The sequence below is a fragment of the Thalassorhabdus alkalitolerans genome, assembly GCF_042656525.1.
Taxonomy (GTDB): Bacteria; Bacillota; Bacilli; order Bacillales; family Marinococcaceae; genus Thalassorhabdus; species Thalassorhabdus alkalitolerans.
Genome location: NZ_JBHSOZ010000003.1, coordinates 395,453 through 411,871 on the forward strand (window position 1 = coordinate 395,453; position 16,419 = coordinate 411,871).

At 40.7% G+C, this 16,419-nt stretch carries 17 protein-coding genes; 3 read left to right on the forward strand and 14 right to left on the reverse strand.

From position 1 onward, the window contains the following. Positions 1 to 141 precede the first annotated feature (141 nt). A complete protein-coding gene (locus ACFPU1_RS04610; RefSeq protein ID WP_100399281.1) occupies positions 142 to 474 on the reverse strand; it encodes a 2Fe-2S iron-sulfur cluster-binding protein in 333 nt (110 codons plus the stop codon). Positions 475 to 920: 446 nt separating this feature from the next. On the opposite strand from ACFPU1_RS04610, the gene ACFPU1_RS04615 reads away from it, so the two are divergent. After that, positions 921 to 1,715 (forward strand): aspartate dehydrogenase, encoded by a 795-nt coding sequence (locus tag ACFPU1_RS04615; RefSeq protein ID WP_385939101.1) that lies wholly within the window; start codon positions 921 to 923, stop codon positions 1,713 to 1,715. Between the two features lie 105 nt (positions 1,716 to 1,820). Here ACFPU1_RS04615 and ACFPU1_RS04620 read toward each other — a convergent pair whose 3' ends face one another. The 8 genes from ACFPU1_RS04620 to ACFPU1_RS04655 form a co-directional block, all read right to left on the reverse strand. Then, positions 1,821 to 2,363 carry a chromate transporter gene (locus tag ACFPU1_RS04620; RefSeq protein ID WP_385939103.1) on the reverse strand — a complete coding sequence of 181 codons (543 nt, stop codon included), beginning with the start codon at positions 2,361 to 2,363 and terminating at the stop codon, positions 1,821 to 1,823. Further along, positions 2,360 to 2,959 (reverse strand): chromate transporter, encoded by a 600-nt coding sequence (locus ACFPU1_RS04625; RefSeq protein WP_385939105.1) that lies wholly within the window; start codon positions 2,957 to 2,959, stop codon positions 2,360 to 2,362. Before ACFPU1_RS04625 ends, ACFPU1_RS04620 begins: the two co-directional genes overlap by 4 nt. 87 nt (positions 2,960 to 3,046) lie before the next feature. Further along, complete coding sequence (locus tag ACFPU1_RS04630) at positions 3,047 to 3,526, reverse strand: GlcG/HbpS family heme-binding protein (protein WP_054635359.1); 480 nt, start codon at positions 3,524 to 3,526, stop codon at positions 3,047 to 3,049. 21 nt (positions 3,527 to 3,547) lie between these two features. Next, complete coding sequence (locus ACFPU1_RS04635; RefSeq protein WP_385939107.1) at positions 3,548 to 5,011, reverse strand: aldehyde dehydrogenase family protein; 1,464 nt, start codon at positions 5,009 to 5,011, stop codon at positions 3,548 to 3,550. A gap of 92 nt (positions 5,012 to 5,103) precedes the next feature. Further along, on the reverse strand, positions 5,104 to 5,826 hold the full coding sequence (locus ACFPU1_RS04640) for a TenA family transcriptional regulator (protein ID WP_054635358.1): 723 nt from the start codon (positions 5,824 to 5,826) through the stop codon (positions 5,104 to 5,106). A 169-nt stretch (positions 5,827 to 5,995) separates the two neighbouring features. Further along, complete coding sequence (locus tag ACFPU1_RS04645; protein WP_385939109.1) at positions 5,996 to 7,477, reverse strand: hypothetical protein; 1,482 nt, start codon at positions 7,475 to 7,477, stop codon at positions 5,996 to 5,998. Positions 7,478 to 7,554: 77 nt separating this feature from the next. After that, positions 7,555 to 8,325 carry a creatininase family protein gene (locus tag ACFPU1_RS04650; RefSeq protein WP_054635356.1) on the reverse strand — a complete coding sequence of 257 codons (771 nt, stop codon included), beginning with the start codon at positions 8,323 to 8,325 and terminating at the stop codon, positions 7,555 to 7,557. A 156-nt stretch (positions 8,326 to 8,481) separates the two neighbouring features. Next, positions 8,482 to 8,763: a 2Fe-2S iron-sulfur cluster-binding protein gene (locus tag ACFPU1_RS04655; RefSeq protein ID WP_054635355.1), complete on the reverse strand. Its 282-nt coding sequence runs from the start codon at positions 8,761 to 8,763 to the stop codon at positions 8,482 to 8,484. A gap of 238 nt (positions 8,764 to 9,001) precedes the next feature. Between ACFPU1_RS04655 and ACFPU1_RS04660 the strand changes: the two genes are divergently transcribed. Together ACFPU1_RS04660 and ACFPU1_RS04665 are read left to right on the forward strand one after the other, a co-directional pair. Then, complete coding sequence (locus tag ACFPU1_RS04660) at positions 9,002 to 9,331, forward strand: hypothetical protein (RefSeq protein WP_054635354.1); 330 nt, start codon at positions 9,002 to 9,004, stop codon at positions 9,329 to 9,331. A gap of 155 nt (positions 9,332 to 9,486) precedes the next feature. Next, complete coding sequence (locus tag ACFPU1_RS04665) at positions 9,487 to 9,957, forward strand: RidA family protein (RefSeq protein WP_385939112.1); 471 nt, start codon at positions 9,487 to 9,489, stop codon at positions 9,955 to 9,957. Positions 9,958 to 10,026: 69 nt separating this feature from the next. Here the strand turns inward: ACFPU1_RS04665 and ACFPU1_RS04670 are convergent, their stop codons facing one another. The 5 genes from ACFPU1_RS04670 to ACFPU1_RS04690 all read right to left on the reverse strand — a co-directional run bounded on the left by ACFPU1_RS04670 (position 10,027) and on the right by ACFPU1_RS04690 (position 16,416). Continuing rightward, positions 10,027 to 10,287 (reverse strand): stage V sporulation protein S, encoded by a 261-nt coding sequence (locus tag ACFPU1_RS04670; RefSeq protein ID WP_100399289.1) that lies wholly within the window; start codon positions 10,285 to 10,287, stop codon positions 10,027 to 10,029. A gap of 160 nt (positions 10,288 to 10,447) precedes the next feature. Continuing rightward, positions 10,448 to 11,242, reverse strand: a complete 795-nt coding sequence (locus tag ACFPU1_RS04675; RefSeq protein WP_385939114.1) for a TIGR00282 family metallophosphoesterase — start codon at positions 11,240 to 11,242, stop codon at positions 10,448 to 10,450. A gap of 165 nt (positions 11,243 to 11,407) precedes the next feature. Beyond that, positions 11,408 to 12,973 carry a ribonuclease Y gene (rny, locus tag ACFPU1_RS04680; protein ID WP_054635351.1) on the reverse strand — a complete coding sequence of 522 codons (1,566 nt, stop codon included), beginning with the start codon at positions 12,971 to 12,973 and terminating at the stop codon, positions 11,408 to 11,410. 482 nt (positions 12,974 to 13,455) lie between these two features. Next, positions 13,456 to 14,502, reverse strand: a complete 1,047-nt coding sequence (gene recA / locus ACFPU1_RS04685) for a recombinase RecA (protein WP_054635350.1) — start codon at positions 14,500 to 14,502, stop codon at positions 13,456 to 13,458. A gap of 312 nt (positions 14,503 to 14,814) precedes the next feature. Then, positions 14,815 to 16,416, reverse strand: coding sequence for a DEAD/DEAH box helicase (locus ACFPU1_RS04690; protein ID WP_385939117.1), 1,602 nt, complete (start codon positions 16,414 to 16,416; stop codon positions 14,815 to 14,817). Positions 16,417 to 16,419 lie beyond the last annotated feature (3 nt).

The following is a 16,419-nucleotide window of genomic DNA, read 5'->3' on the forward strand; positions in this document are numbered from 1 at the left end:
GTCATGAATACTGTCTCCTTTAGCTCCGTACTCTTGAGTTCCTACGTTCTTGCCATAAGGTATATTGTATACCAAATTGATAGAAAAAACTGATGATACATTCCCAAAGGAACATATCATTCTACTAAATTAAATCCAAACTTAGGTGCTTACTTTTTTTACTTTCTGTCTTTGTACTTTTTTAGTCATTTCTTTATCCCAAGAAAGAGTAATCTCATCTTTTACAACAAATGTCTGGCAAGCAAGTCGATATCCTTCTTCCAATAGATCTTCTCCTACTTTCTTCTTTTCAGCTGGTTTAATGTTATCCAGGTTTTCACTTCCATCTTCAATTTTTACGAGGCATGTCCCACAATAACCTCCACCGCAGCGGTTTGGTACATCACCATCGTATCGTAATGAGTTTCTCAGGATGTTAGAATTATCTTCTACCTCTAATTGTCTATCCGTGTTTTTAATTTTTATAATAGCCATATAAATAAATCCTCCTTTAAAGTCATAATGAATGTAGAGAATCACAATTCCTGTTACTTCTTACAGGTACATGTACAATCACTGCACTTTCTTTTTTTCTTTTCCCCCTGAACAGATACTTTATTAGAAGCAGCCTTTGCTAACAGCGAGTCCCCATTCACTTTCTTTTCCAATAGGCTTCCCCCTCAAAATAAAATATTGTATACCAAATACAATATCACAAACTTAATTTTCTGACAATATATTTTATTTATTTTTCTCGCAAATATTATTATTCAGAATAATCCTCCATTTTATTTGACATAAAGATAGAAGTAAGGCAAAATCAAGGTATAATTGGACCTTTTCAATTCATCATTTTTTACTTATTTCCCTTTCGGTTTTGTTTTCATGAAAATTTGTTTTTCTTATTTAGGTATACAATATACAATAATGGCGGTGAAAATATGATTCAAATAGGTATCATAGGGTTTGGCACAATCACAAAGCAATTGATTTCTTTACTTTCAAAGGAAGAAGTAAATGTAGGGGGTATTCTCGTAAGGGACAAAGAAAAAGCCGAGATGAATAGCGATATCTCCTTGCCGTTCACTGATGATCCTGACCAATTCTTTTCCAATAATTTTGATTATGTAGTGGAAGCTGCCGGCCATGAAGCTGTGAAAACATACAGCAGCCGAATTGTTAAAAACAGCAATGTTATCATTGTTTCAGTAGGCTCGCTTGCCGACCCTGAATTTCTAAATCATCTACAAGACAAAGCAGCGGCCAATAACAAACAAATCATTGTTCCCTCCGCAGCAATCGGTGGTTTGGATAGAGTTGCAGCCGGGGCAATGGGAGAGATTACACAAGTGAAACTAATTACGAAGAAGCCTCCTAAAGCCTGGTACGGTACAGTAATTGAACAAGAATATGATTTACCTTCCATTACAGAACCCTTACTTGTATTTTCTGGATTCGCGCGGGAGTCCGCTGTTAAGTTCCCTGAAAATGTAAATGTGTCAGCGGCCTTAAGCCTGGCTGGGATTGGTTTTGAAAAAACAGAAGTTGATGTTTATGTAGACCCCTCCATAGACCAGAACATTCATGAAATTTATATAGAAGGGCTTTTCGGGTCAACGAAAATAGAAGTGCAAAATACTCCCTCCCCCCATAATCCAAAAACAGGCTACATCGTTGCGATGAGCATTGCTAAAGTCTTACATGGGTATACAAGACCATTAGTAATGGGAATATAGTTTCCCGGCACCTCAAAGTATTTCCTGGTCCTTATCAAAGTAACGACAGGGATAACAGTTGAGGTGTCTTTTTATTGAAAAAATACCAAAGAAAAATGGCATAGTTTAAATAACCATGCCAGAGAGAAAAACAGCACCGTAGCATAATGCTCCTAAAATAACTAAAGCTGGGTGAACCTTCCACTTTTCTAAAGCAAGAAAGCTTACCGCCGTCAAAAAGAGAAGTTGAAAAATCCCGCTTTGTTCAAAGCTGTTTAAGAAAAACTGATAAGCCAGTACAGCCAGCAGAATAGCTATGACTGGCTGTACGGACCGAGTCATAAACTTTACTTGCAGCGCATTTTTAAATAAGTTCACAAACTTAAACAAGATAATGACAGCTACTGCTGAAGGAGCCACTGTTGCCATCAGAGCAGCACTTGCTCCCAGTACCCCGCCAATCTCATAGCCAATAAAACCTCCCATTTTTGTGGCAATCGGCCCTGGAAGAGCATTCGCAATAGCCAGAAGATCACCAAATTCCTCCATTGTCATCCATTCATATTTTGTAACCACTTCATGCTGAATTAGAGGAATGGTCGCAGGGCCGCCACCGTATCCTAGTAAATTAGCAATAAAAAAAGCTATAAAAATTTCCACATAAATCATAAGCTGGCATCCTTTCTTAGCTCATTCCCTTCTTCAGCAGCCAGCTTCTGACGACGGCTGAGATAGGTACCATATGAAAAGGCAAGGGTTAGTATAAAAGCAATAATAATCCCTGGATGGATAAAAAAGACTTCTAAAAACAACAAACAAAGTCCTGAGGTCACAATCATTCCTTTTTTGCCAAGACCGCTTGACGCTTTTTTGAAAAAACCAAATGCCATAACAGCAAGCATCACAGCAATAACGGGGGTAATAGCTTGAACCATTCCACTTACAATCCCGGAATTACGGTACGTATATAAAAATCCAAGAAGTCCGATCATCGCGATAATAGACGGCATGATGTGGGCTAAAATGGCTACCGCCGCCCCGCTTGACCCTTTTACCTTATAGCCGATATATGCTGCCATCTTTGTTGCTATCGGACCTGGCAGGGTATTGGCCAAGGCTAACGTATCCCCAAATTCATCTGAGTCCATCCATTTATATTTTTTTACGGCTTCATGTTCTATTAATGGAATAACTGTAGGGCCGCCTCCGAACCCCAATACCCCTGACCTTGCAAAACCTGTGATAATTTGTAAGTAAGCACTCATCTCTCCTGCTCCCTCTCTTTTTCCTCCCGGAGAAAACAATCGTCATAGCATTCCCAAGCTTTGAATGCTATGACGACTTCTCCTTCTTTATAGTTTTATGTCTGCATCAGTAACAACGCTTAGATCCTGGTCTTTTACATGCTCTTCTAGTGCTTTTAGCGCAGCTGTACCTACTGCTGTATCCTGTTCACCGTTTCCGCCGCTGACTCCTACTCCGCCGACAACTTCACCATTGACAACGATTGGAAAACCGCCAACAAATACGGCAAATTTCCCAGGAATCATATGCTGGATGCCGAAAGCTTCGTTTCCAGGAAGCACCGGGCCATTAGGCTCCTTGTTAAATAAATGAGTGGATCTTTTGTGTCCGGCTGCAGTAAAGCCTTTTGCCATTGCGATTTCAGGACCTGTAATCCTGGAATTGTTCATTCGATCAAGAGCAATTAAATATCCCCCTTCATCTACTATCGCAATGGTTTCCAAGACATTGATTTCTTCAGCTTTTTGTTTTGCTGCTTCTATCATAATATGAGCTTCTTCTAAAGTGAGTTTGAGCGCTTGTTTCATTAATAGATCTCCTCCCTTATTTTAATAACCTACATAAACCGTTTTGATTTGGGTAAAAAATTCTAAACCGACTCTTCCAGACTCTCGAAACGTTGAAGTGCTCGATTTTTTCAGCCCTCCAAATGGAGCATTTATTAAATTACCGGTCGTTGTCCGATTGACTTTAACAGTTCCTGCCTCAATATCTTTCGTAAATTGTTTTGCCAGCTTAATATTGTTTGTAAGAATGGAAGCAGACAAGCCATACTCTACATTGTTAGCAATCTTAATCGCTTCTTCATAGCTGCCAGCCGTTATGATAGAGATGACAGGTCCGAAAATTTCTTCCTGTGCTATGCGCATCTCAGGAGTAACACTGGTAAAAATAGCAGGGGTGACAAAATAACCGTTTTCAAATTTTTCACCTTTCACCTGCTCCCCGCCATATTGAAGAACGGCTCCCTCTTCTTTCCCAATATCAATGTAATGTAATACGTTGGTCAGCTGTTTTTTATTAGCAAGAGGGCCAATTTTTGCGTTCTCATCAAGTCCATGGTCTATCCGTAATTCTTTTGTTTTCTCTACCAATTTCTGTGTAAATTCTTCCACCACCGATTCCATAATTATCACTCGGCTGGTACCCGTACATGCCTGTCCTGTTAAGGAAAAGCCACCGTTAATCACAATTTGAGCAGCCTGGTCCAAATCTGTATCTTCCATTACAATAACCGGGTTCTTTCCTCCGAGCTCCATTTGAGTGCGTGTCGTAAGAGATGTGCTTCGGTGTATTTGTTCACCTGCTGAAGTTGAGCCTGTAAAAGTTATGGCTTTAATAGCCGGATGGGAAACAATGGAGTCACCTATTTTTGAAGAGGATCCAGTCACAAAATTTAATACGCCTTCTGGAAGCCCTGCTTCATGTAGAGCCTGGACAAGCCGAAGCGCAATTAACGGCGTGTCAGATGAAGGCTTGAAAATAACAGTATTTCCTGTAATTAAGGCTGGCGTAATCTTTCTTGCAGGGATCGAAATCGGGAAGTTCCATGGAGTGATAACTGATACCACCCCCAATGGCTCTCTTTGCGTAAAGACATCCATATTCGGGTCATCATTTGGGAACGTTTCTCCTGTAAAGGTCTGCCCCTCTACCGCATAAAACCGAAGCGTTTGTGCTGTTCTTTTCACTTCCCCTTTGGCTGCAGAAATGATTTTCCCTTCTTCGCGCGTCAATTCTTCTCCGTACTCATCTACGCGGCTTTCTAATATTTCGGCAGCCTTATTTAAAATGGCAGCACGCTTGGAAGGAGATGTCTTGGACCAGGTTTTAAAAGCTTTTTCTGCAGCTTCAATTGCCTTTTCCACATCTTCAGGCGCAGAAGACTGGAATTCACCGAGAATATCATTTGTGTCAGCCGGATTAATGCTTGTAAACGTTTCTTTACTTGTGCTTTCCACCCATTCTCCGTTTATATAATTCTGGAACGTATTCACACTTGTTTTTAACACGTATACCACCCTCTGCTGTCAGTTTATGAATAAGGACGGCAGTTTCCAGTTGGAAACTGCCGATTTTGTTTAAATGGACAAAATGTTCGGAATTAGGACTTAACTGCTTCACCCAAGTCTTCTTTTAAGTAGGCATCCCATAAACCATCCATGTACATTCTTCTCATTTTGGCCCCTGTGCGGACAATTTCAAGGCATCGTTGCTGCAGCTCAGGAGTATCTGCATATTCTAGAACGATCTTGTACCCTCTTTCTCCGTGAATTTCATCAGAGACAATGTGCAGATCAAAGAATTCAATTTCTTCATCTGTAAATCCGTATTTTTCACGTAATACTGGAGTTTGTTTACGATAAATAGCAGGCACCTGTGATTCCAATCCTACAACAAGTGCAGCTGTAGCTACGACAAAGTTTTCACGTTGAGCTACTGTGTAGCACCAGCTTTGAAGACCTAGAGTAGTAGCAACCATATTTTTAGGATCTTCTACTCTTTCACGAGTGGTTCCACATGTTTCAGCAAAACGGATAAGCAAATCTGTATGTCTGTCACCAGCAATTTCTTCTTCATACATGTTTTGGAGAATAAAGTCTTTCGCATCAGAGTATTGTTCTGGTGTGTTGTGATACATATATGCTAGATAGTCAGCGAATGGTCCCACATAATGGTAGTGGTTCTCAGCCCAGCGTGCGAAATGTTCTCTTTTAAGATCTCCATTAGCCCATGCAATTGTAAATGGAGCAGCCTCACTATGATTTCCTTTAATTGCTTCCTCTAACTCTTTACGAAATTCTTCTCTTGATAATAGTTCTGCCATTTTAATAGCCTCCTTTAAAAGTAAAAGAAATTGATTTTTCTAAAAAGGTACGACCAAACGATGTTAGTATTTTGTATTTGGTATACCAAATGATAGTTTTATCGTAATGGACAACCATGTCTTCTGTCAATAACTTTGAAGAAATTTTCTAAATATTTTTTTTCTTCAGTTATAAGAAGAACATAATTGCCACAATACAGGCAACAAACAAGCCTGTCATCACAGGAATAAAGTTTCTGCGTACTAAATCAATCGGTTTTACCCCGGCAATACCGGCATCTGCTGCTACTCCAAACGCCCATGCAGCTAACGTACCGCCGCCGGCAAAAATAGCAGCTACTTGTCCAAGGCCTGCTAATACAGCGATATCCACACCAGCCCCGCTTCCAAGTCCCGAAGAAAGTGCGCCAACAAGGGGCAGCCCTGAAAAACCGGAACCATCCATCCCTGTTAATATGGCAATGATTACAATACCGAATGTTAAGGTGATCGTGTTTCCATCAATGTATTGCGCCATGGAATTCCCTAAGTCAAATAAATATCCGGGAGCTCCTTCACCTAACACTGTTTCTGCGTGATCCGGGTGTCCAATCAAGAAAAAAGCAGCAATAGGGATAACCGGAGCAAAGATCTTAATGGCAAAGAAGAAACCTTCTCTTATATAACTGACAATCCCTTCAATCGCTTTTGTTCCCTGGCTGCACAACGTTGATATGATTAACAATACAACAGCTGTACCTCCTAATAACGATGTTGCATCTCCGCCTTGTATGGCATTATCCGGGTCAAAAACACTCCGGTAAACCATTAATGCAACGATAGCAATCAATGAAGCAGGAACTAATACAGCTAAAAATCTTGAATACTTGCCCTGTGGCGATCCAGTTTCAACCGTTGCAGCAATTTCTTTAGATGCTTTATCATCTGGAAGCGCTTTCTTTTTTTCATTCCCAATGTCGATTGGAGGCTTTTCAGCCTTCAGTTTTCCTTTTTTCATATCTCTTCTAATCGTATAATAAGAAATTCCGATGGCTACAAATCCGACTATCAAAGAAAACATAAACGTATAAGGCAGGAGAATCGCTGAATCAATTCCTGCTGATGCAGAGGTTAACCTTGTGGCCCCTTGAATAACCACATCACCTGAAAGAGCCATCCCATGTCCAAACAAGTTAATGGATACTGCAGCTCCCATAGCTGGAAGGCCCATTTTCATAGCAACTGGAATAAGAACTGTACCTACAAGAGCTACAGCAGGTGTAGGCCAGAAAAAAGTAGCCGCCAGGTACATCGTAATTCCTAAGACAAAAAATGCTGTTGTCGTGTTCACCATTAACTTTTTCATAGGAGCGATCATGAGTACATCAGCCCCTTGAGACTGCAATGATTTTAACATTGCAACCATCAGTGCGATAACAAGCATAATATCAAATAGTTCTACCCCGGCATTTAAAAATGCCTGAAAGACGATTTGTCCAGAACCGATTGCTCCGTCAATGAATCCTGCTTCAGAGTTAAACATCCATCCTAAGACAAAAAGTCCAATGATTGAGGGCAGGACCACATCACGCCTGAAGATCATAAAAGCGAATATTGTGAAAATCACCGTTAAGTAAATCCAATGGGAGCTTGTCAGTGTCACACTTTCCATTATTTCCCCTCCGTTAATAGGGCAGTATTCATCTTATCTCCCCCACTTTTTTAACTCAGCCAGGCACTTTTGCACATTTACACTTCATGAACATTGTCAGAGGTTTCAAGCAGCTTTGAGATGGATGCAGACAGGTTTTCTAATGCTTCTTCTACAATTTCTCTTCCTATTTCCTCGCTTGCTTTGCGAGCATCACCTATACAGCCATTTTTCGTCATCTCTTCATAGTAGTAAAACCCTTGCACAGGTTTGCCAGGCCGCAGCAATTCCCAATTCCCAGAATGAATGTCTCCTTTTTCGAGACGCTCACGGCGTACTATATGAGGAGCAAGATAAAGAGCTTCAGACACTTCCCTTTCACAACTGTGGCCAAACAGAACAGATTCTATATTCGTATCCATCGCTGTTTTGGCTGAGCTCGTAGTTTTTGCAAAATAAACCGCAACGTCCAACTCTTTTGAAAGCTTCATGCTTGCCACACTGAGAGTTGACTGGTTTCCCCCATGGGCATTAAGCAAAAGGAAATTTCTAATGCCATGCCCGCGCAATGACTCAATTATGTCTCTAATCATTGCAATAAGAGTATCAGGCTGAAGAGAGATCGTCCCTGGAAAATGTAAGTGATGAGGAGAAACCCCCATATTTATTGTTGGGGTTACCAGGGCCATTGGAGACAGTCTCTGTGCTAATAAATCGGCCATTTCCGTTGCCAGAACGGCATCACAGCTTTCTGCCATGTGGGGTCCATGCTGTTCATGAGCTCCTACTGGAATAATAGCAATCTTTGTTGCAGGCAGTGCCTCATCGACTTCTTCCCATGTCATCTCGGTTAAATTATATTTCTTCATGTCTTTCCCTCCTCCCTATAAAGTATTTGGTATACCATTAACTATAAATGAAACGAGTGGTTTTGATGATAGGTTTGACAGATAATATACGATTCTTTTTCTATAGGTGGTAATTTTTACCTCTTTTTTGAATATTGTATACCAAAATTCCAGACGCTATTGGGCTAATTCTATGTCTCCCTGGATCGTCAATTGACATGTTAAACGATACCCTTCATCGAGCTTATCCCCTAGCATCTTTTTTTCCTTCCAGTTTGGCGGGGCCAAGTTTTCCTGTCCACTTATAATTTTAGATGTGCATTTCGTACATTTCCCCATTCCACAGCCATATTTTAAGGCTGGAAACTGTTTAATACCTGCCAAAACTACTAAATTACTATTTTTTTCTACTTCTTGCTCGTAAACTTCATTGTTTTGATGCAATTTTACTGTTGGCATACTATACACCCCTCAATATTTGGAATATAAACAACATTATAAAGGTAGTTTGGTTGTTAAATCAACATATTGTGTGAAAATTTTTAATAATTATATTTTTTTATTTTTTTCTCTTGTTTTATTTGCTTGTTTCCTTTACTATTTATGGTATACAATATCCCATGATCAGGGGGGTGAACTTTACCAATTTTGTCGTCGGCGTAAAGGAACACTCTACTTTACTTAAGGAGGAGAAAACATGAGTTATATTATCTTAACGAATAAAGCGGACTATCAAACAGATGTGCAAAATGAGGGCTTAGAAATTGTGGAAACCTATGAATATTATTTTTTTAAACAGTTAAAGGCGACCTACTCTATTGCGAAAGTAATTAAAGATGATATCAAAGTAACCTTACGAGAGGAAAAAGATGGTAAAACCTATACAAACCATATTCCTCTTAAATTCTTTGAAGCCTACGAGAAAATCGAAGATGCACATGAAGAATTAGGAGAAATCGCTGGTCCAGATTCTGAAAGTGCACGGTTAGTAAAAAATACTACAAATGAAATAACAATTCCCTCTTAATCATGACGATACTAATTTATAGTTTAAATAAGATAAAGCACCACTTTTTCAATTGAAAAAGCTCAGGTGCTTTTCTTATTATAAAAATTAGATTGATATTTCTACATCTTTCTCATTACTGGAACGCTGCTCCAAACAATAAAGGAGGATATCCTATGAAAGAAACGGACACGATTGAAAATGATCTAAAAAGCATGGGCTTGACACTACCCCCGTTTCCTAAAAGATCAGGAAATTATTTACCTGCCAAACAACATGGTAAGTGTATATATTTAAGCGGAATAACGTGTAAAACTAACGGTCAGATTGAATATAAAGGAAAAGTGGGGGAGGATGTATCTACTGAGGATGCATACTACGCTGCCAGACTGTGTACATTGAACCATTTAGCAGTCATTAAATCGATGGTTGGCAGCTTAGAACAAATTAAGAGCGTCATAAAACTAGTAGGATATGTAAATTGCAGAGATGATTATCAAGACGTTCCTCTTGTAATTAATGGAGCTTCTGATTTATTAATTGAATTATTTGGGGAAAGGGGTCAACATGCTCGTTGTGCAGTTGGTGTTAGTTCACTCCCTGGTCTTGCTGCTGTAGAAACAGATTTAATTGTCGAAGTAAAATAAATAGAAAAAGGAAAAGCATCACCTGCTAGTGGTGATGCTTTTCCTTTCCCGCCTAGGATGAACGATCTGTTACCTTGGCTCCACAATTAATTTTATTGCCGTTCGCTCTTCACCCTCAATTGTAATATCAGTAAATGCAGGGATACATACGAGATCAATGCCGCTTGGTGCTACAAATCCTCGAGCGATGGCCACAGCTTTAATAGATTGATTGAGGGCTCCAGCGCCAATTGCTTGTATTTCTGCTGCTCCTCTTTCCCGGATGACACCTGCCAGGGCACCGGCTACAGAATTAGGGGTAGATTTAGCTGATACTTTTAATACTTCCATCTTTAGTACCTCCTTTTGTGGGATAATGCCACTCCCATACTATATTCCTGATAAGAGCCTATATTCCTTCTTTCAAAGGTAAATGTTTTCAAAATTTTCTGGTACGAATGTAAAATGAAAGAGTAGCGGCCCTGAGACCTCTTGTCTCAAAAAAGGAACTTCACTCAAAAAACGGCTTATCTTCACTAATTTGAATTCTTTGTATTTTGTTAGCTCTTCCTGTTTTTGGATGTACATCCACAAGAATTCCATTTAACTGTTCCCTGCCATTGGTGACTTCAAACCTTACAGGAAGATTTGTAAGAAATTTTTTCAACACTGCTTCCCGATCCATCCCAAGCACCCCATCATACGGGCCAGTCATCCCAGCATCGGTAATGTAGGCTGTCTGATTTGGAAGGATGCGTTCATCTGCGGTCTGAATATGAGTATGGGTGCCGGCAACTGCTGTAACGCGACCGTCAAGATACCATCCCATCGCTTGCTTTTCACTTGTCGCTTCTGCGTGAAAATCCACAAAGATAAATGGAGTTCTTTTGCTCACTTCTTCAATCAATTCATCTGCTTTGCGAAATGGGCAATCATTCGGCGGCAAAAACGTTCGCCCCATTAAATTGATAATAGCAAATTCAATCTCATTAATTCTTACATAAGTATACCCTTTTCCTGGTGTTCCCTCAGGGTAGTTAGCCGGCCTAACCAAATGAGGAGCGTCTTCGATAAACTCAAAAATTTCTTTATTGTCCCATGTATGGTTTCCCATCGTGACTGCCTGGGCTCCCGAGTCAAGAAAACTTTTATATATTTTCTCGGTAATTCCCCGCCCTCCTGCTGCATTTTCTCCATTAATTATTGTCAGGGTGGGCTTATATTTGGTTTTTAGTTTAGGCAAATATTCTTTTACCATCTGCCTTCCCGGAGATCCAACAACATCTCCTATAAACATTAATCTCATCGTTTTCTACTTCCTTTCCTTTTATCGCTGAACAGTAGTATACTGATTTTCCTATTACTAAAACGATTCCCATCTTTAAAGAATACTAATCAAATGGTTTACCCTATGTAAACGTGAAAAAGCGAATCTTTTAGAAAAAGAAATAAAGTGGCAGTAGCTGCCACTTTATTTCGCATATTCAACGGCCCTCGTTTCTCGAATCACGGTGATTCGAATGTGTCCCGGGTAGTCGAGTTCATCTTCAATTCGCTTAGTTATTTCTCTAGCCAAGTGATGTGCGACCGCATCGTCTACCAAGTCAGGTTTAACCATAATGCGCACCTCACGGCCAGCTTGAATCGCATACGTTTTTTCAACACCATCAAATGATTCTGCAATTTCTTCGAGTTTCTCTAAACGCTTAATATACGTTTCTAATGTTTCTCTTCTTGCTCCTGGACGAGCAGCTGATAATGCATCAGCCGCAGCCACTAACGTTGAAATTACGGAAGTTGGTTCAGTGTCCCCATGGTGAGAAGCTATACTGTTTATCACAACAGGATGCTCCTTGTATTTCGTGGCCAATTCGACACCAATCTCCACATGGCTTCCTTCTACTTCATGATCGATGGCTTTCCCGATATCGTGAAGAAGACCTGCACGTTTAGCTAATTGTTCATCTTCTCCAAGTTCAGCTGCCATTAGTGAAGTAAGGTGAGCTACCTCCATTGAATGCTTTAGTACATTTTGGCCATAACTTGTACGATATTTCAAACGTCCAAGTATCTTAATTAAATCTGGATGCAGCCCATGGATTCCCATCTCGAAAGTAGTTTGTTCCCCATATTCCCGGATAAGTTCATCTACTTCTCGACGCGATTTATCAACCGTTTCTTCTATTCGAGCCGGATGGATACGACCATCTTGTACCAGCTTTTCTAAAGAAGTTCTGGCAATTTCCCGTCGAATCGGATCAAACCCTGATAGAATTACGGCCTCCGGTGTATCATCAATAATTAAATCGATTCCAGTAAGCGTCTCTAAAGCTCGAATATTACGGCCTTCCCGTCCTATAATGCGGCCTTTCATTTCATCATTCGGAAGGTTTACTACAGACACTGTGGTTTCAGCAATATGATCAGCGGCACAACGCTGAATCGCAAGCGAAAGAATTTCTTTTGCTTTCTTATCAGCCTCTTCTTTGGCTCGCTCGGTATGATCCTTAATCATTAATGCCGTCTCATGCTGAAGTTCCTGTTTCACATCCCGAAGAATCATCGCTTGAGCTTCTTCACGAGACAACCCTGACACTCGTTCTAATTCTGCTTGCTGCTTAGAAAGGATTTCCTCCACTTTGCTATGTTTTTCTTCAACTTGTCGTTGTTTGTCGGCGAGAGTTTCTTCTCTCTTTTCCAACGATTCTTCTTTCTTGTCCAATGTTTCACTTTTACGGTCAAGAATTTCTTCTTTTTGCATCAATCGGTTTTCTTGTTTCTGAATTTCATTTCTTCGTTCGCGAAGATCTTGCTCAGCTTCCGCACGAATCTTATGAGCTTCATCTTTCGCTTCAAGGATAGCTTCTTTTCTGCTTGCCTCGGCATTTCGTTCAGCTTCCTCTGTGATCTGCTTAGCAGCTTGCTCCGCACTTGAAATCTTCGCTTCCGCTATGGATCTACGAATAAAATAACCGATAAATCCGCTCAAAGCTGCAACGACTATTAGCAAAATGGAGATGATAAAGATTAAATCCATGTCTTTTCACCTCCTCTTGCTATCAATTTGTCTTTGTTGGCCTTTCAGCCGGCCGACTTTTTCAAAAAATTGTCGGCAGATCATTAAATAATTATTTGGTGTGAAAAATGAAACGATATAATCTTACAATGAATGTTCCACTGCTAAACGCTGATTACTCACTTTCTTGCTCATTCCTGCGAACATTCAGTAAAATATGATGCTTGTAGACATCATTCCTGTTAATTGTATCCTTGAATAATATACATGTCAAGACTCCCTAAGGCTGAAGCAGTAAGGAAAAGAGAGCATTCACGTTTGCCGGGTCCATAATTTTCAAAGATCTGCCTGTAAAGCACAGGGGAAGAACCAAATCTCAAAAAATTGTCGGATCTTTTAGATCTTTGACTTTCTTTGCTTACTTTTATGTATATAGATTTATTTGTTTTATTTGGCTCGATTCTTCTTCAAAAAAAAAGCACTCTTAAAAGAGTGCTTTTCTCTTACTCCTCAACATCTAATGGCAAACCATCTTCATTTTCGGCTTCGCCTTCAGCCTGCTTAGCGTCTAATTCATAGTGGCTTCGGATGCGTTCCTCAATAATGCCGGCAATTTCCTGGTTTTCTTTCAGAAACTGCTTTGCATTCTCTCTCCCTTGACCAAGACGATCCCCGTCAAAAGAATACCAGGCTCCGCTCTTTTGAACGATATCAAGCTCAGAACCGATATCAAGAATAGATCCCTCTCTGGAAATCCCTTCTCCGTACATAATATCAACTTCTGCCTGCTTAAATGGAGGAGCAACTTTGTTCTTAACTACTTTAATTCTTGTTTTGTTACCAACCATGTCATTTCCTTGCTTTAATGTTTCTGCCCGGCGTACTTCCAAACGTACAGAAGAGTAGAACTTAAGGGCACGGCCGCCTGGTGTTGTTTCAGGGCTCCCAAACATTACTCCAACTTTTTCACGGATTTGGTTAATAAATACAGCAATAGAATTCGATTTGCTGATAGCCCCGGACAGCTTACGAAGAGCTTGAGACATGAGTCTTGCTTGCAGGCCTACATGACTGTCACCCATTTCACCTTCAATTTCAGCTTTTGGCACAAGGGCAGCAACAGAGTCAACAACCAGAATATCGACTGCTCCGCTTCGTACAAGAGCTTCAGCAATTTCTAACGCCTGCTCTCCTGTGTCTGGCTGAGACAATAGAAGATCATCAATGTTTACACCCAGCTTTTGGGCATATACCGGATCTAATGCGTGTTCTGCATCAATAAAAGCCGCTTGTCCTCCTTTTCGCTGTACTTCTGCAATAGCATGGAGGGCTACCGTCGTTTTACCAGAGGATTCAGGACCGTATACTTCAATCACCCGGCCACGAGGATATCCTCCCACCCCAAGTGCTATATCAAGAGCCAATGCACCGCTTGAGATTGTTGATACTCTTCTCTCAGCCTGTTCACCGAGTTTCATAATAGACCCTTTACCAAATTGTTTTTCAATGTTACGTAGAGCTTGATCAAGAGCTGCTTTACGTTCGCCCATGTGCCATCTCTCCTTTATAAGTTAAAGGCCTCACAAGAAATAAAGAAAGCAAAAAATACCCGTCCGCCTTCTTGTTTTCATTGCTTATCAGCCTGATAGATACTTGACTTGTTTCATCTACTTCATCATACATTGTTTTGAGATGTATGCCAATACTTTTTACGAACATTTATTCGCTTTTTCGAAAAAAAGATAGTGACGGTTAGTGAGCATATTGCTCAAAAGACCGATCCTTATTTTGAAAGTCTCTTTTTCAAAAAAGAAAGATGCCCTTTTGAAGAACTGGATTCAAAGGGGCACCTACGCTTTCGTTTATTGTTTTCTAGGAGCACGTTTTTCGCGAGGAGGGCGAGGTTTCGCTGGTTCCAGATTCACCCGCGCACCATTAATTCTTGAATAGCGAAGAGCTTCATATACAAATGGAGCAACCTCTTCAGGAACTTCTACAAACGTGAATTTTTCAAATATATCAATGCGTCCTACGGCTTTTCCAGGGATACCGACAATATCGGAAATCTCTTCAATGAGCACTTTCGGACTCATTTTGGCATTGCGTCCCACATTAATAAAGAAACGTACCATTCCCTTGGCTCCGCCGGTTTCACCAAAGTTGTAGCCGTCGTCGCTTTCATCAGTAACAGAAGAAAAGTTCATTTTCATTAAGGCTCGGACAACGTCCTTCGCCTCATAGTTGTGCATAAGCTCTTCAGCTAAGTCATCAAACAAGCTCATGCCTTCCGGATTTTCCATCTGTGCCGTTATCTGCTTTTTCCAAGAATCCTGCTGCTTTTCCACCACTTCTTCAATAGATGGAACATCCTTTGTGGGAATCTGGGATTTAATTTCTGCTTCAATCGCACGAAGATGCTTCATCTCTCTTGGCGTCACAAGCGTTAAAGCTTGTCCTGTACGGCCGGCTCGCCCTGTACGGCCAATTCGGTGCACATAGCTTTCCGGGTCCTGAGGAATATCATAGTTAATGACGTGGCTGACGTTCTCCACATCAATCCCCCGGGCGGCTACATCGGTAGCTACAAGAAACTCAATGGAAGAATCCCGGAACTTTTTCATCACCGCATCCCGCTGTGACTGAGTTAAATCGCCATGAAGTCCGTCTGCCAAGTACCCTCTTGCCTGGAGGGATTCTGTGAGCTCAGCCACACCTTTTTTTGTACGAGAAAAAATAATGCCCAATTCCGGGTCCTGACTGTCTAAAATGCGGCATAAAGACTCCAGCTTATTTCGTTCCAGTACCTTGAAATAAGCCTGGTCAATAGAAGGCGCTGTAACTTCTCCTCTATTGATTGATACAGTCACTGGATCCACCATGTAGCGTTTGGATAGTTTTTTAATCGGTCCTGGCATTGTCGCTGAAAAAAGAAGTGTCTGCCTATCCACGTTAATTTGTTTTAAAATTGCTTCAATATCTTCCACAAATCCCATGTCAAGCATTTCATCTGCTTCATCCAGGACGACCATTTGAACACGATCAAGCTTAAGCGTTCTGCGTCGCAGATGGTCTTGAAGTCTGCCGGGCGTTCCAATTACGATTTGTACGCCTTGCTTTAACGCTTTGATTTGATGTCCAATGGACTGGCCACCGTAAATCGGAAGAGTTCTAACATTTAAATGTCTGGATAGCTTCTGAAGCTCTCCTGAAACTTGAATAGCAAGCTCCCGTGTAGGTGTAAGAATCATCGCCTGCACATGTGGTTCATTGGTAATAGAATCTAATAGCGGAATTCCAAAAGCTGCTGTTTTTCCTGTACCTGTCTGCGCCTGGCCGATTACATCATCGCCTTTTAGTATGGCCGGGATTGCTTTTTCTTGTATGGGTGATGGCTCTTCAAAGCCCATATCCTTTATTGCCTTTTTAATTTCCTCTTTAATCGTAAAATCTTCAAAATAAGACATTCT